We start from the raw sequence: 14,072 nt of genomic DNA on the forward strand, positions 1-14,072 counted from the left end.
CACATGACCGACTTCATCACCGTTGCCGATGTTGACGCTTCGCTGGGTCCTGGCTGGGCCGGCGCCGGTGATCCGGTCCTTGCTGTGACCATGGCCAACGCCTGGCTCACGGCCAAGATCAAGCGGGTTGTTCCAGATCCGGTTCCGATCGAGATCAAAACAGCCGGCGCCCAGGTCGCCAAAGAGGCGGCGGCGGGCAAGTTGTACGCGGCAACTCAGAAGGAAGTGCAGAGCAAGACGGTTTCGGCTCAGTCCGGCACGTCTGTGAGCAAGACCTACGTGGCCGGATCTACTGATCAGTCGGCGGGTGTGAACTTCGCCTTGGCGCTACTGGAGCCTTGGATCAAGCGCTCCGGCGTGATGATGCTCAAAAGGATCTGATCATGAGTATGCGCGAAGAGATTCAGGCCGAAATGGCTGAGGCGTTCGACGATCCTGACGGCCTCGCTGACGCGCTCCAGCCGGTGACCGGTGTGCGTAAGGTCGCGGGCGAGTATGACCCCGACCTGGGCGGCGAGACGCCGGAGACCACCATCACTTACATGGGGCGCGGCGTCTTGGGCAGCTACCTGTCCAAGGAAATCGACGGCTCACTGATCCAAACCACCGACAAAAAGCTTCTGGTGCTGCAAAACGAGCTGTTCGTGTCAGAGGCCGGTGTGCCGACGGCGGTACCGGCCGAACCCGCCATCGGCGATATCGTCAACGGCATGCGCGTAATGAATGTGTCTGCCGATCCAGCTGACGCGACGTGGACAGCACAACTGAGGAAATGACATGGCCGCTCAATCCGGCAGCTTCGCCCTGAGCTTGGCCGAGTTCGCGGCGCAGACCAGCGGAGCGATCGATGCCAGTGTGCGCGAGATCATCATCGAAGTCGGCAGCAGCCTGATCCGTATGTCTCCCGTTGGCAACCCGGAAATCTGGGCGCAAAACGCTGTGGCGGCCGAGTACAACAAGGCTGTCGACGAACACAATACTGCGCTGCGCAGCGACCCGGCCAATCTGACGAAGGGTGGCAGGCTCAAGAAAGACCGCAAGCTCAACGATGGCATGGACGTCAAAGCGCCCGAAGGCTACGTCGGCGGCCGGTTCCGTGCGAACTGGCACATCTCTCTCGGCGTGGTCGAAAGCGTCACCTTTGACGAGGTAGACCCAAGCGGCGCCGAAACCACTGCCGCGCTGGTCGCGGCAATGAGCGACTTCACCGCTGGCCAGATGGCCTACATCATCAACAATTTGCCCTATGCGATTCCGCTGGAGTTCGGCCATTCGACCCAGGCCCCCGGCGGCATGGTTCGGGTAACCGTGGCTCGCTTCCAGCAAATCGTGTTGGACGCCATCAGGAACAACCAAGTATGAGTCACGCCATCATCGCCTCGATCTACGAGGCAAAGCTGATCGCCTGGAACAATGCAAGGCCGGAGAAGCTGAAAATCGTTTTTGAGAACATGCCCTACACACCCACAGCGGGCGAGACTTACCTGCGGGCGTTCACCATTCCGGGCGACACGGCCAGCAACACGCTCGGCGGAGAGCACCGGCTCTATACCGGCGTGTTCCAGGTCAGCATTATTTGCCCGGCAGGCACAGGTAAAGCAAAAGCCAACCCCATTGCCGCCGAGATCATCGCGTTATTTCCGCTTTATGTGCGCGACGTGAAGAATGGTTTCGTCGTAACGCCCATGACGCCTGTGGATGTCGGCCCAGGCATCACAGGCGATTCAACCTACACCGTCCCGCTGTCGTTCTCATACCGGTCTGACACCACGCCATAACCCGCCCGTTGGGCAAATCGGAACCCGCCTCTGCGCGGGTTTTGTCATTTCTGCAAAGAGGAAAACCCATGTCTGTTTACTTCCCCAACGGGGCGACGCTTTCAATTTCCAGCGGATTCGCCGCCGCCAAGCTGATTTCGGCAATCAGCAACGCGAACCCGGGTGTAGCTACCAGCGCCGCAAACGGCTTCGCCAATGGCGATATTCTTCTGATCACCTCCGGCTGGGAGGACATCAACGAGCGCGCCGTGCGTGTATCCAACGCGGCGGCCGGTGCATTCACCCTGGAAGGCATCGACACGTCCAACGTGGCTTTCTTTCCCGATGGCATCAGTGGCGGTACCGCGAAGAAAGTTACCGGCTGGGTAGCCGTCAACCAGGTTATCGGCAACTCCATGTCCGGAGGTGAGCAGCAATACTGGACTTACGCCCCTCTCGAGGCGCGCCGCGACAAACAGATCCCGACCACCAAAAATGCGCAGGCGTTCGCTTTCCAACTGGCTGACGATGACAGCCTGGCCTGGTACGAAGAGCTGGATAAGGCCGATCGAGAGAAGGAGGTGCGCATCTTGCGTATGTCGCTGCCCAACGGCAAAACGATCTACTACGCCGGTTATGCATCCTTCAATAAGACCCCAACGCTGGTGCGCAACGAAGGTGCGGCCGTTTCCTTTGGCTTCACCATCAACGCTGAAATCACAGCGTATCGCGCGCCGGTTGCTGCTGGCGGCGGCGCCTGATCATGGCGAAATTCAAGATTGCGCAAGCGCCAACTTTTCCCGGCGCAGTGATGGTCCCGGTAGTTGGCCAAGACCCAGTGAAGGTGGAATTCACCTTCAAATATCGAGACCGCATCGAACTTGCCGCGCTGTTCGATGGATGGAATCAGCGACAAAAGCAAAGCCTCGACCAGTTCGGCGACAAGCCTACGATGTCTCAAATTGTTGCGGTCGACACCGAAAACCAAATGCAGCAGATCAAGGATCTGGTTGTTGGCTGGGAGTTCGATGACAAGTTCGACGACGAGGGCATCAAGGCGCTGGTGACGTCTTGCCACGGTGCAACCGAGGCCGTGGTAAATGCCTACCAGGCGGCCTACGCCAAGGCCCGCACGGGAAACTGATTCGCGCCGCCCGCGCCATGTATGAGCCTCCTCCGAATGCGGAGCAACTTGCCGCATTCGGGTTGGACGCTGAGGACATTGAAGAGGAATTCGAGGTTTGGCCGTGCCTTTGGCCTTCTTTCCTCCTGTTCAACAGGATGTCCACTCAGTGGCGTGTCGGCGCCGGCGGCGCTATCGGTCTCGACTACAACAGTATCCGCGACGTGGCCGGATTCCTCGGCATCAAGAAAAAGAAACTCGCTGAAATCTTCCCAGACATTCAGGTGCTGGAAGGCGAAGCCCTGCGCGTCATGGCAGAGGAAAGGGAAAACAGCCCGTAAACGCGGGCATCTATTCAAGGTGAGTCGATGAACATTGCAGAACTCGGCGTCAAGATCGACTCGGCCGACGCTATTCAGGCCAAAACCAGCCTGGATGAAATGGCGAAGGCCGGCGGCCGCGCCGAGCAGTCCGCCGTTTCGTTGATGAACGAAATGCAGGCGCTGGAGAAATCGCTCTCTACCAACGCCAAGACCACGCAGGATCTCGCAAAACAGCGGGAAGCATTGGCGAAGCTGACCAAGACCGGCGCCTATGGCGAGGCTGAGGCCGCCAAGATTTCTGCGCAGCTCGACAAGCAGCAGGTAGCGCTGGCCAAGTCGGCCATGGATGAGCAGAAGGCGTTGAACGGCCTTCTGGGCGCCATCGACCCGGCCCGTGCCGCACTGGCGAAGCTGGATACTCAGGTCGAGCAACTGGGCAAACACTTGGATGCCGGCCGGATCAGCCAGGACGAGTACAACACCGCCCTGGGCAAGATCGACAAGGACTACGACAAGCTCAACAAAACCACCACCGGCTTCGACAAGCTGCGCCTCGGAACTCGCCAGGCGCAGGAAAACGTCGTGCAGTTGGGCAATGCGCTTTCCTCGGGAGACTGGGGAAGCGGCGTTCGCGCAGTCGCGCAGTTGGGTGCAGGTGCGGGTGAGGGCGCGGCGGGTCTGCTGGCCATTCTCGGCCCGCTGGCGCTGGCCACCGCCGCGGTGGGTGGGTTGGCATACGCTTTCTACAAGGGGAGCGAGGAACAAGACAGCTACAACAAATCGCTAATCCTGACCGGCAATTACGCCGGTGCTAGTGCTGGACAGATCGGCGATATGGCGCGCCAGGTGAGCGCAACTGTCGGCACAACCGGGCAAGCCGCTGAGGTTCTCGCCCTGCTGGCCGGCAATGGAAAGATTGCTGGCGAAAGCTTTACGGGCATCACCCAAGCCGCCGTGTCGATGCAGGAAGCGACCGGCAAGGCCGTAAGCGAGACGGTAGCGGAGTTCGCCAAGCTCGCCGACGACCCGGTCAAAGCCTCTGCCGCGCTTAATGAGCAGTACCACTACCTGACCGCGTCGGTTTACTCGCAGATCACCGCGCTGGAGAAGCAGGGCGACCATGCAGGCGCCGTGAAGCTGGCCACCGAGTCGTTCGCTGATGCAATCAACGAGCGCACGCCGCGAATCCTCGAGAATCTGAGTTTCTGGGAGAAGGGCTACAACGCCGTTGCTCGGGCTGCTGATGGATTGAAGAATATCGGGCGCAGCGATATCGGCGCCGATATCGAGCAGGCTCGTCGCGACTTGGCCGGCGCTCAGGCTGGCGATATCGGCCTGTTCCAGAACAAGCAGGAGATGATTGATCTCTACCAGAATCGTCTCAACATGCTGGAGGATCAGAAGGCTGCCGAAGCCGATATCGCCAAATGGCAAGGAGAGCAGGCGAAAGCTCAGGGCGATGCCGTCTCCTCAATGGCGAAGGTCGACGCACTCACCAAGTCAGCATTGACGAATGAGCAGAAACGCACCGACGCGATCAAGGAATACAAACGGCAGCTCGAAGACATCCGCAAGGTCGCACCCAACGACCCACGCCTGAATCAGGCGGCAATCGACAAGAACCTGGCGAACATCAACGACCAGTTTAAGGATTCGAAAGCGGCTGGTTCACAGGTCGATCTGACCAGTTTCAACAACGCCAAGAACAACCTTGCAGCCATCAGCGAAGAGTACAAAAACGCCCAGAAAGAACTGGAGGCAGCGCAGAAGGCCGGGCTCGTTTCTCAAGCCGACTACGCCCTGAAACGCGAAGCGCAGATCGGCAACGAGCGCGACGAGGTGACTGCGGCGTACGAGGCGGAGATTGCTGCGCTGGAAGCCGCGAAGGCGAAGAAGACCACTTCTGCCGCGCAAGGCATCCAGCTCGATCAGAAGATCGCCGACGCCCGCGCAGGCATGGTCAAAGCGCAGAAAGACGCGGACACCCAGCTCGAAGTTCTGGCCACAAACGAGACCGGCCGTCTCGCCCGACAAGAGCGTTCAATCACCACCTACGTTCAGGCCTTGGCTCAGCAACAGCGAGCGCTGGAACTGGCAGGGCAGCGCGCCGTTCTCGGCGTCGGACAGGGCGATCGACAGAACGCACTCAACAATGAGCTGAACAGCCAGCAGGATCGGTTCGCTCAGCAGTCGCTGGAACTGGCAAGCCAGAAATCAGATCCGTCGCGAAACATGTCGGAGGAGGAGTTCGCCCGGAAGTCGCAGGCTCTCGCCGATGCGAACAAGGCGGCAACCGACCAAATCCGGCAGAACTACGCGGATGTGGAGGCAGCGCAGGGTGATTGGACGAAGGGCGCGACATCGGCCTGGGCCAACTATTTGGATTCGGCGAGCAACATCGCGGGCCAGACGAAAACCCTGTTCGGCAACGCCTTCAGCTCCATGGAGGACGCAGTCGTCAATTTCGCCATGACCGGGAAGCTGTCGTTTGCTGACTTCACCAAGTCGATTCTGGCGGATATGGCGCGCATCGCGACCCGTCAGGCCAGTTCGGCATTGCTGAGCAGCCTCGTCGGTGCTGCCACCAGTTACTTCACCGGCGGGAGTGGCGGCAATGGGCTGGCGGCTGGGTCTGCGGGCGCGACGTCCTCCAATCTCGGCGCCTCCTCGGCGGGCTATTCCAGCAGCTACTTTCCGCAGGCGCTCGGCGGTGCCTGGTCATCGGGTGTGCAGATGTTTGCCAACGGCGGCGCTTTCACCAACAGCATTGTCAGTACGCCGACAGCTTTCGGGATGGCCGGCGGCAGGACGGGCGTGATGGGGGAGGCAGGGCCGGAGGCGATCATGCCACTTACCCGGACTTCCAGCGGCAAGCTCGGCGTTCTCGCGGCTGGTGGCGGTTCGGGGACTACGATCAGCATCAGCGCACCGGTCACGGTGCTAACTGAGGACCGTGGGTCTGAAGGCATGCAGATAGACCAGCAAGCGCTCTCGAAAAACCTTCAATCGCAAATGCAGGCTGTAGCCGAGAAAGCCGTCGCGGACTCTTGGCGAGCGGGCGGCACCAGCTTTCGAAATGCCAATGGGAGGGCCTGATGGCCATCGAGAAATTCACCTGGCCAACCGAGCGCGGTGAGGCACCCGAAATCACCTATCGGGTGCGCACCTCTAAGTTCGGCGGCGGCTACGCGCAGAACGTTGGCGACGGTCCGAACAACAAGGAGGATTCCTATCCAATCACCTGCTCCGGTCGAAAGGCCAAGGTGCTAGAGATCATGGCGTTCCTCGATCGGCACGCCGGCGCGAAAGCCTTCCTTTGGACAACGCCGCTCGGCGAGCTCGGGCTGTTCACCTGCAAAAATCCCGCTCCCACACCAATGGGCGGCGGGGTCTTCAAACTCACCGCCACGTTCGAGCGGGCATTCCAACCATAAGGGGCGATCATGCCGCTGATCAGTGACATCCAGGTGCTTGAGCCTGGCAGCGAAGTGCTGCTCTTTGAATTGGACGGCACGGACTACGGGGCGGACGTTCTGCGCTTCCACGGGCACGCGATACCGCACACGCCAGCCGACCTGATCGCCGCCGGCGCCAATGCCGACCAGTTGCCCGCGAAGGCGATTTACTGGCAGGGCAACGAGTACAGCGCCTGGCCGATGCAGATCGACGGCATCGAGGCGAACGGCGACGGCACGGCGGTCCGGCCGACATTGTCGGTGGGCAACGTCAACGGGCGCATCACTGCGCTCTGTCTTGCTTTCGAGGATCTGCTCGAATTCAAGCTGACGATGCGGCACACGCTCGGCAGCTACCTCGACGCTGCGAACTTCCCGGCCGGCAACCCTACAGCAGACCCAACCCAAGAGACGATCGAGGTCTGGTACATCGACCAGAAAACGAACGAGGACGGGGAGAATGTCAGTTGGGAGCTGGCCAGCCCGGGCGACGTGGGCAATGAGTCGATCGGGCGGCAAGCGACAACGCTGTGCCACTGGTGCCTCACCGGTGGGTATCGCGGGCCGAACTGTGGCTACACCGGCCCGTATGTCACGAAGGACGGCGTCATCACCGATAACCCTGAACTGGACCAATGCGACGCCACGCTGGGCAAGGGCTGCATTCCGCGCTTCGGCGAGGGCAACCCGCTGCCGTTCGGTGGCTTCCCGGCCGTTTCCCTGATCGCACGGAGCTGACATGCGAAAGCACATCTTGAACGCGATCCAGGCGCACGCGGCCGCCGAGTACCCGAAAGAGTGCTGCGGGCTCCTGCTGGCGATTGGGCGCAAGCAGCAATACTTCCCCTGCATCAACGTCTCGACGGAGCCGAACGAAGAGTTTCGAATCGATCCCGAGGAGTACGCGACGGCCGAGGACGTCGGTGAAGTGATCGGCGTGGTGCATTCACATCCGGACGCAACCAGCAGGCCGTCACCGCGCGACCTCGCCATGTGCGAAGCGACGGCGATGCCCTGGCACATTCTGAGCTGGCCGGAAGGCGACCTGCGCACCATTGTTCCCACCGGTGAAGTGCCGCTGCTGAAGCGACCGTTCGTGCACGGCGCCTGGGACTGCTGGCAGGTCTGCGCCGACTGGTACAAGCGCGAGTGGGGGCTGGAGTTCGAAGCCTTCAAGCGCGCCGATGGCTGGTGGGAGAACAAGGAAAACACCAGCCTGTACGAAGCGAACTACGAGTCCGCCGGCTTCTATCGCGTCGACCAACCGCAGCGCGGCGACATGATCGTGATGGAAGTGGGGCGCACCGTTTACCCGAATCATGCCGGGATTTTCCTCGGCAGTGATCCAGCGCTGCCTAGCGAGGGTGCTGCCACGTTTGGTCCCGGGCCTTTCTTGCTGCACCACCTGTACGGGCGGCCTTCCGAAGTCATTGTCTTCGGTGGGCCGTGGCTTGAGCGAACTCGACTGGTGCTGCGGCATCGTTTTGTCCTGCAATCATAAGTTTGGCTCATGCGTCACATCTTCAGCGATACAAAAATATCGAAGGGTGTGGTAAATAGGTGTGATGGCATGTTGCCAAGGATGGGTTTAAGGGTGTTGAAATGGTTGATCTCGAGGCGGGCAGTTCGCGGTATGCCAATGTAAAGTATCTAACTGAAGAGGAATTTGGGAGGTGGCTAAAAGAGGAAGTTAAATACTGGAGTGATATTTTTAGAGGGGCGAATATGAACGGTAATAAAGTTCATCCCTTTCTTCATGGAGTGGTTGACGCATACATTGAAAGCTTAAAGAAAATAGTTGCTAGATTTAGCGCTGTGGAGAGTCTATTTCACGATGCGGCGTACTCTGATTTTGTAGATGCAAATAGCACAGCTAGGCTGCCGATGCATGATGACAAACAGGCGGAGGAATTTCGTGCGTCGTTTGTTGGTGGGTTGGCGATGCCCGTCGTCTATGCGTATCGCTCTGTTTCTGATGCTTTAGATGAAGGGTATCTGAAAGGCTATGAAAAGGGAGTGACAGCTAGTTTCGAGGAGTATGTGAAAATTATCGATAAATCAATTGAGAGCGTTAAGGAAGTCTCAATTGAAGTTTCAAAAGATATAAAGTTTCAAGTTGATTCAGCAAGTTCAAAAGTATCGAGTTTGGTGGAGGCTGCAACGTCGGCAATAGCGCTTTCAGAACCTGTACGGTTTTGGGAGGAGCGACGAAAAATCCACAAGGATAACGCAAAAAACTATAGCAAATATGCTGTAATTTCCGGCGGTGTGTTTGCGATCTTATTATTTTTTTCTATGCTTTATGGGTATGCAGCAGGCGTGACGCACACAGTTTTTGATTATGAGATTACTCTACCAAAAACGCTTGCCGGGGTCGCTGTGATTTTGTTGGTCACCACGGGAGGGATTTGGGCGACTCGAATTTTTGTTAAACTGATGATGGTGAATTTAACTTCTGAGGCAGAGTCGCTTGAAAGGTCAACTATGATAAAGACTTTTGTGGCGATGCAAGCGCTTGACTCATCAATATCACACGAGAGTCAGCTTCTATTCTATACGACGTTGTTTCGGCCTTCGAATAATACTATTTCGGAAGAGTCCACTGCCCCAGAGTATGGGAAGATTTTAGATGCGGTCCTAAAAAGTAGAGGTGGAGACAAGCCTGTCTAGTAAAAGCGTTATATCAAAATCAAGAAGGAAAATTGGAATGCGAATTCTGATAAGTGCGTTTTCAGGTGCGCTGTTAGCCGGGTGCGCGTCTTCTGCAATTCCACTACTCCAGGCGGATCCGGTACCAAATGATGAGATATATGCGTTTCAGAGCAGGCCTGCCGGTGAAAGCGGCAAGGTAACGGTAGTCCGCGACGCGGGAATGGTGGGATCTGGTTGTGACATAGTCGTGTATGTCGATGGCCGGAAGGCAGCGAAAATCGGCACCGGGCAGCGCGCATCCTTTTACCTACCGCCGGGCAATCCAAGTATCGGAGCGGGTCTTGCTGGCTCTGGGCTTTGTGGCGGGGCTGCCATCCGCACGATCTCTGCCAATGTGAAAAGCGGCAAAGAAAGCCTCTACCGAATCAGTGGGGACATGAGCGGGTTTTTTATTGGCCCATACGTCGATTATCAGTAAGTAAATTTTCAAACAGCCGCCTTCGGGCGGTTTTTTTATGTCCGGAGAAAAGCATGTATTGCACCGTCGCTCACTATCAGCCAATGACTACGATCAAATTGTCAGGATCCTTGGCGTCGAAGTTTGGCAGGGCTCACCGTCGAGTCTTGGACTCCGGCCAAGCATGGGAAGCATTCAGAGCGCTGAAGGCAACGCTCGTAGGATTTAAGGAAGAAATTCAGCGCCTCGATCGGCTGGGCATGCGCTTCGCCGTGTTTCGCAATCGAAAAAACGTCGGCGAGGCGGAATTTGGATTGGGTGGAGCAACTGATATCCGCATTGTGCCGATCATTCAGGGGAGCAAAAAAGCCGGGCTCATCCAAACCATTATTGGCGCAGTCTTGATCGTTGCAGGTACGTTCCTTTCCACCACTCCATTCGGTGCGCCTCTGATCGGTGCTGGTATTGGCTTGGTCGCCGGCGGCGTCATCCAGATGCTCAGCCCGCAGGCGTCAGGCCTGAAGCAAAGCGCATCCCCCGAAAACTCCCCTTCCTACGCCTTCGGCAGCGCCAAGAACACCACCGCCAGCGGAAACCCGGTACCGATCTGCATCGGCGAACGCCGGTGGGGCGGGATGATCATCTCGGCCTCGATCCTGGCCGAAGACAAAGTGTAATCAGGACAGCAGCACAGCGACCGCCCGCGAGGCGGTTTTTTTATGCCTGGAGGAAAGCATGGGCGCAGCAGCACAGATCGATATCCACGGCGAGAAGGGCGGCAGCAGTAAGCCGAAGTCGCCGACCGAAGCCAGCGACAGCCTGCGCTCGACCAACCTGGCAAAGCTGCTGATCGCCGTAGGCGAGGGTGAGTTCGACAGCGTCCCGACCGATTACGACATCTACCTGGACAACACGCCGATCCGCGATGCCAGCGGCAACTACAACTTCCCCAACGTGAAGTGGGATTGGCGCCCGGGCTCGGTAGATCAGACCTACATCCCGGGCATCCCGTCCGTTGAGAACGAGACGTCGCTGAACATCGAGCTGCGCAGCGATTCGCCGTGGGTGCGCTCGATCACCAATACCCAACTTTCGGCTGTGCGCATGCGCTTGGCCTGGCCAGCGCTGCAACGCTCGGATGACCAAGGCAACGTCGGCGGCTACCGCATCGAGTACGCAATCGACGTCGCCACCGACGGCGGCGCCTATCAGCAGGTGCTGGTGGACGCCGTCGACGGCAAGACCACCACGCGCTATGAGCGCTCGCGCCGCATCGATCTGCCTGACGCCACCACTGGCTGGCAGATCCGTGTGCGCCGCCTGACGCCAAACCAGAACACCAACAAAATCGCCGACACCATGCTGGTGGCCGGTTACACCGAAGTCATCGACGCCAAGCTGCGCTATCCGAACACTGCGCTGCTCTACATCGAATTCGACGCTGAGCAGTTCACCAACATCCCGGCCGTCACCGTGAAGTGCAAGGCGCGCCGCTGGATGGTCCCGAGCAACTACGACCCGATCGCGCGCACCTACACCGGGACGTGGGACGGCTCGATGAAATCGGCCTGGACCAATAACCCGGCGTGGATCACCTACGGCATCTGCACCGAAGACCGGTTCGGCCTGGGCAAGCGTATCAAGCCGTTCATGGTCGACAAGTGGGAGCTGTACCGCATCGCGCAATACTGCGACCAGTTGGTGCCGAACGGGCTCGGCGGTCAGGAGCCGCGTTTCCTCTGCGATATGAACCTGCAGGGCAAGGCTGATGCGTGGTCGCTGCTGCGCGATATCTCGGCGATCTACCGGGGCATGACGTACTGGGCGCAGGGCCATTTGGTGATGCAGGCGGACATGCCGCGCGCGCAGGACTTCGACTACGTGTTCACCCGGTCGAACGTCATCGACGGCAAGTTCTCCTACGGCAGCGCCTCGGCGAAAACCCGTTACACCCGGGCGCTGGTCAGCTACGACAACCCGGCGAACAACTACGACACCGATGTCATTCCGTTCGCTGACCTGGATCTGCAACGCCGTTACGGCGATCGTCCGACCGAGCTGAGCGCCATAGGCTGCACCCGCGCATCCGAGGCCCAGCGCCGTGGCAAGTGGGCGATTCTCAGCAACAACCAAGACCGCACCGTCTCGTTCAAGACTGGTATGGAAGGCGTGATCCCACTGCCGGGGCATATCATTCCGGTGGCGGATTCTTTGCTGGCTGGTCGTGAAGTGGGCGGCCGGATCTCGGCCGTGGCGGGGCGGGTAATTACGCTCGATCGCGACACCCAGGCCAAGGCAGGTGACAGGCTGATCATTAATCTGCCGGGCGGTCGCGCCGAAGGGCGTACCGTGCAGAGCGCCAACGGCCGCGCAGTGACAGTCACGGTTGCCTACAGCGAACCGCCGGTTGCGCAGTTGCAATGGGCGCTTGATGCCGACGATCTGGCCATTCCGCTGTACCGAGTGCTGCGCACCAAGCGCACCACCGAGGGCGACTACGAGATCAGCGCGCTCCAGTTCGAGCCGAGCAAGTTTGCTTTCATCGACACCGGCGCACGCCTGGAGGAACGCCCGATCAGCGTGATCCCGATCACCGTTGTGCCGGCGCCGGCCAGCGTTTCGCTGTCGTCGACTTCATCGGTCGTGCAGGGGTTGGCCGTGGCCACCATGACCATCACCTGGCCGGCCGTGGATGGCGCGGTCGGCTACGACGTCGAATGGCGCAAGGACAGCGGCAACTGGATCAAGCTGCAGCGCACCGGCATGACCAACGCGGACGTGGTCGGCATCTACGCGGGCGCCTACGTGGCTCGCGTCCGCGCGGTAAGTGCATTCGACATCACGTCGCCGTGGCGCAACTCGATCCTGACCAGCCTCAGCGGTAAGCAAGGGCTGCCGCCGGCACTTGCGTTCCTGACCGCGACTCCGCTGTTGTTCGGCATCTATCTCAAGTGGGGTTTCCCAGCTGGCGCCGAGGACAGCCAGCGCACGGAAATCTGGTACGGGCCTACGACTGATCTGGAAGCTGCGACCAAGCTGACAGACCTGGCCTATCCGCAGAGTGATTTCTCCATGCTCGGCCTGCGCGCCGGGGTTACCTTCTATTTCTGGGGACGCATCGTCGACAAGATCGGCAACATCGGGCCGTGGTATCCGATCGGGCTTGGTGTGCAGGGGCAATCCAGTTCGGATGCTGCGGCCATTCTGGAGATGATCGCGGGCGAGATCGGCCGTACCGAGTTGGGGCAAGACATCCTCGACGAGATCGACAAGATCCCGGGCCTGCAAGCGCAGATCGATGCCCTAGACGGCCTGAAAGGCTACAACCCAGACGCCACTTACGAAGAGTACGACCTGGTGGTGCAGGGCAAGCGGATCTATCAAGCCACCGGCCCGGTACCTATCGAAACGCCGCCGCCGAACCCGCTGTACTGGCTCGACGTTGGGCAGACAGTGGAGACGGCGAATGGTCTTGCGCAGCAGGTAGCGACCAACACCACGGAGATCTCCGAACTCGACGGCGTGGTCACCGCTCAAGCCACAGCGTTCGAAGCGCTTCGCGCCTCCTATCGAGACGACGACGGCGCTGGCGATCTCGCGGACGCCATCAAAAGCTATACCAACACGGCGGCGATTGCGTCCGAATCGAAGGTTCGCGCCTCCCAAAACGAGGCAATGGCGAGCCGTGTAACGACCTTCGACGCGAAAATCGGCGAGAACGCAGCGAACATCACCGAGCTTGAGCAGGTGGTGGCCACGAACGAATCGGCGACCGCGACGAAGATCGACCAGTTGAATGTTTCTGTCGGGGAGAACTCGGCAGCGATTCAACAAACCTCGACCGCCTATGCGGACACCACTGGCAAGCTGAGCACGATGTGGTCGGTGAAGATGCAGGTCACGGCGAATGGGCAGTACGTTGCGGCCGGTATCGGTCTTGGCATCGAGAACACTGGTGCCGGCTTGCAGAGCCAGTTCTTGGTCAGTGCCGACCGCTTCGCCATCGTCAACACCATCGCCGGCGGCGCCATCGCGGTGCCGTTTGCGGTGCAGGGCGGACAGGTGTTCATGAACTCGGCGTTCATTCAGGACGCCTCTATCGGAAACGCCAAGATCGGTTTCTTCATCCAGTCAGACAACTACATCGCAGGTGTTCAGGGCTGGCGCATCGACAAGGCCGGCAACTTCGAGTTGAACAGCCCGCTGGGTGGTGGCGCTCGCCAAGTCATCAACAACAACGGCGGCAAAGTGTTCGACGAGAACGGCGTGAAGCGCTATCAGTGGGGGAACTTGAACGCATGAGCT

15 protein-coding genes are annotated in these 14,072 nt (G+C 59.3%); all 15 read left to right on the top strand.

The window, feature by feature from the left end; all coding sequences use genetic code 11:
- Positions 1 to 3: 3 nt before the first annotated feature.
- Positions 4 to 381, top strand: a complete 378-nt coding sequence (locus tag ASG55_RS08425; protein WP_056785409.1) for a hypothetical protein — start codon at positions 4 to 6, stop codon at positions 379 to 381.
- Positions 382 to 383: 2 nt separating this feature from the next.
- The gene (locus ASG55_RS08430) at positions 384 to 776 is read left to right on the top strand and encodes a hypothetical protein (protein ID WP_056785413.1); all 393 of its coding nucleotides are present in this window, start codon (positions 384 to 386) and stop codon (positions 774 to 776) included.
- 1 nt (position 777) lies between these two features.
- The gene (locus ASG55_RS08435; protein ID WP_056785414.1) at positions 778 to 1,362 is read left to right on the top strand and encodes a hypothetical protein; all 585 of its coding nucleotides are present in this window, start codon (positions 778 to 780) and stop codon (positions 1,360 to 1,362) included.
- Positions 1,359 to 1,778 carry a phage tail terminator-like protein gene (locus tag ASG55_RS08440; protein WP_056785416.1) on the top strand — a complete coding sequence of 140 codons (420 nt, stop codon included), beginning with the start codon at positions 1,359 to 1,361 and terminating at the stop codon, positions 1,776 to 1,778. Before ASG55_RS08435 ends, ASG55_RS08440 begins: the two co-directional genes overlap by 4 nt.
- A 68-nt stretch (positions 1,779 to 1,846) precedes the next feature.
- Positions 1,847 to 2,518 (top strand): phage tail protein, encoded by a 672-nt coding sequence (locus tag ASG55_RS08445; RefSeq protein WP_056785418.1) that lies wholly within the window; start codon positions 1,847 to 1,849, stop codon positions 2,516 to 2,518.
- A gap of 2 nt (positions 2,519 to 2,520) precedes the next feature.
- Entirely contained in the window at positions 2,521 to 2,901 is a 381-nt protein-coding gene (locus ASG55_RS08450; protein WP_056785420.1) for a phage tail assembly chaperone, read from the top strand.
- A 17-nt stretch (positions 2,902 to 2,918) separates the two neighbouring features.
- On the top strand, positions 2,919 to 3,221 hold the full coding sequence (locus tag ASG55_RS08455; RefSeq protein ID WP_056785423.1) for a DUF1799 domain-containing protein: 303 nt from the start codon (positions 2,919 to 2,921) through the stop codon (positions 3,219 to 3,221).
- A gap of 27 nt (positions 3,222 to 3,248) precedes the next feature.
- Positions 3,249 to 6,299 (top strand): phage tail tape measure protein, encoded by a 3,051-nt coding sequence (locus ASG55_RS08460; protein ID WP_056785425.1) that lies wholly within the window; start codon positions 3,249 to 3,251, stop codon positions 6,297 to 6,299.
- Positions 6,299 to 6,637 carry a phage tail protein gene (locus ASG55_RS08465; RefSeq protein WP_056785429.1) on the top strand — a complete coding sequence of 113 codons (339 nt, stop codon included), beginning with the start codon at positions 6,299 to 6,301 and terminating at the stop codon, positions 6,635 to 6,637. Before ASG55_RS08460 ends, ASG55_RS08465 begins: the two co-directional genes overlap by 1 nt.
- Positions 6,638 to 6,646: 9 nt before the next feature.
- Positions 6,647 to 7,396: a phage minor tail protein L gene (locus ASG55_RS08470; RefSeq protein WP_056785432.1), complete on the top strand. Its 750-nt coding sequence runs from the start codon at positions 6,647 to 6,649 to the stop codon at positions 7,394 to 7,396.
- A 1-nt stretch (position 7,397) separates the two neighbouring features.
- Positions 7,398 to 8,159: a C40 family peptidase gene (locus ASG55_RS08475; RefSeq protein ID WP_056785435.1), complete on the top strand. Its 762-nt coding sequence runs from the start codon at positions 7,398 to 7,400 to the stop codon at positions 8,157 to 8,159.
- Between the two features lie 101 nt (positions 8,160 to 8,260).
- Positions 8,261 to 9,328: a DUF6161 domain-containing protein gene (locus ASG55_RS08480; protein WP_056785437.1), complete on the top strand. Its 1,068-nt coding sequence runs from the start codon at positions 8,261 to 8,263 to the stop codon at positions 9,326 to 9,328.
- Between the two features lie 37 nt (positions 9,329 to 9,365).
- Complete coding sequence (locus ASG55_RS08485; RefSeq protein WP_056785440.1) at positions 9,366 to 9,788, top strand: hypothetical protein; 423 nt, start codon at positions 9,366 to 9,368, stop codon at positions 9,786 to 9,788.
- Between the two features lie 53 nt (positions 9,789 to 9,841).
- Positions 9,842 to 10,444, top strand: a complete 603-nt coding sequence (locus ASG55_RS08490) for a tail assembly protein (RefSeq protein ID WP_056785443.1) — start codon at positions 9,842 to 9,844, stop codon at positions 10,442 to 10,444.
- Between the two features lie 58 nt (positions 10,445 to 10,502).
- On the top strand, positions 10,503 to 14,069 hold the full coding sequence (locus ASG55_RS08495; protein ID WP_056785446.1) for a phage tail protein: 3,567 nt from the start codon (positions 10,503 to 10,505) through the stop codon (positions 14,067 to 14,069).
- Positions 14,070 to 14,072: the final 3 nt, after the last annotated feature.

The sequence above is a fragment of the Pseudomonas sp. Leaf434 genome (genome assembly GCF_001425545.1).
Taxonomy (GTDB): domain Bacteria; phylum Pseudomonadota; class Gammaproteobacteria; order Pseudomonadales; family Pseudomonadaceae; genus Aquipseudomonas; species Aquipseudomonas siliginis.

Coding starts and splice junctions, on each gene's coding strand:
- ASG55_RS08425 (WP_056785409.1), top strand. CDS start 4: ATGACCGACTTCATCACCGTTGCCGATGTTGACGCTTCGCTGGGTCCT.
- ASG55_RS08430 (WP_056785413.1), top strand. CDS start 384: ATGAGTATGCGCGAAGAGATTCAGGCCGAAATGGCTGAGGCGTTCGAC.
- ASG55_RS08435 (WP_056785414.1), top strand. CDS start 778: ATGGCCGCTCAATCCGGCAGCTTCGCCCTGAGCTTGGCCGAGTTCGCG.
- ASG55_RS08440 (WP_056785416.1), top strand. CDS start 1,359: ATGAGTCACGCCATCATCGCCTCGATCTACGAGGCAAAGCTGATCGCC.
- ASG55_RS08445 (WP_056785418.1), top strand. CDS start 1,847: ATGTCTGTTTACTTCCCCAACGGGGCGACGCTTTCAATTTCCAGCGGA.
- ASG55_RS08450 (WP_056785420.1), top strand. CDS start 2,521: ATGGCGAAATTCAAGATTGCGCAAGCGCCAACTTTTCCCGGCGCAGTG.
- ASG55_RS08455 (WP_056785423.1), top strand. CDS start 2,919: ATGTATGAGCCTCCTCCGAATGCGGAGCAACTTGCCGCATTCGGGTTG.
- ASG55_RS08460 (WP_056785425.1), top strand. CDS start 3,249: ATGAACATTGCAGAACTCGGCGTCAAGATCGACTCGGCCGACGCTATT.
- ASG55_RS08465 (WP_056785429.1), top strand. CDS start 6,299: ATGGCCATCGAGAAATTCACCTGGCCAACCGAGCGCGGTGAGGCACCC.
- ASG55_RS08470 (WP_056785432.1), top strand. CDS start 6,647: ATGCCGCTGATCAGTGACATCCAGGTGCTTGAGCCTGGCAGCGAAGTG.
- ASG55_RS08475 (WP_056785435.1), top strand. CDS start 7,398: ATGCGAAAGCACATCTTGAACGCGATCCAGGCGCACGCGGCCGCCGAG.
- ASG55_RS08480 (WP_056785437.1), top strand. CDS start 8,261: ATGGTTGATCTCGAGGCGGGCAGTTCGCGGTATGCCAATGTAAAGTAT.
- ASG55_RS08485 (WP_056785440.1), top strand. CDS start 9,366: ATGCGAATTCTGATAAGTGCGTTTTCAGGTGCGCTGTTAGCCGGGTGC.
- ASG55_RS08490 (WP_056785443.1), top strand. CDS start 9,842: ATGTATTGCACCGTCGCTCACTATCAGCCAATGACTACGATCAAATTG.
- ASG55_RS08495 (WP_056785446.1), top strand. CDS start 10,503: ATGGGCGCAGCAGCACAGATCGATATCCACGGCGAGAAGGGCGGCAGC.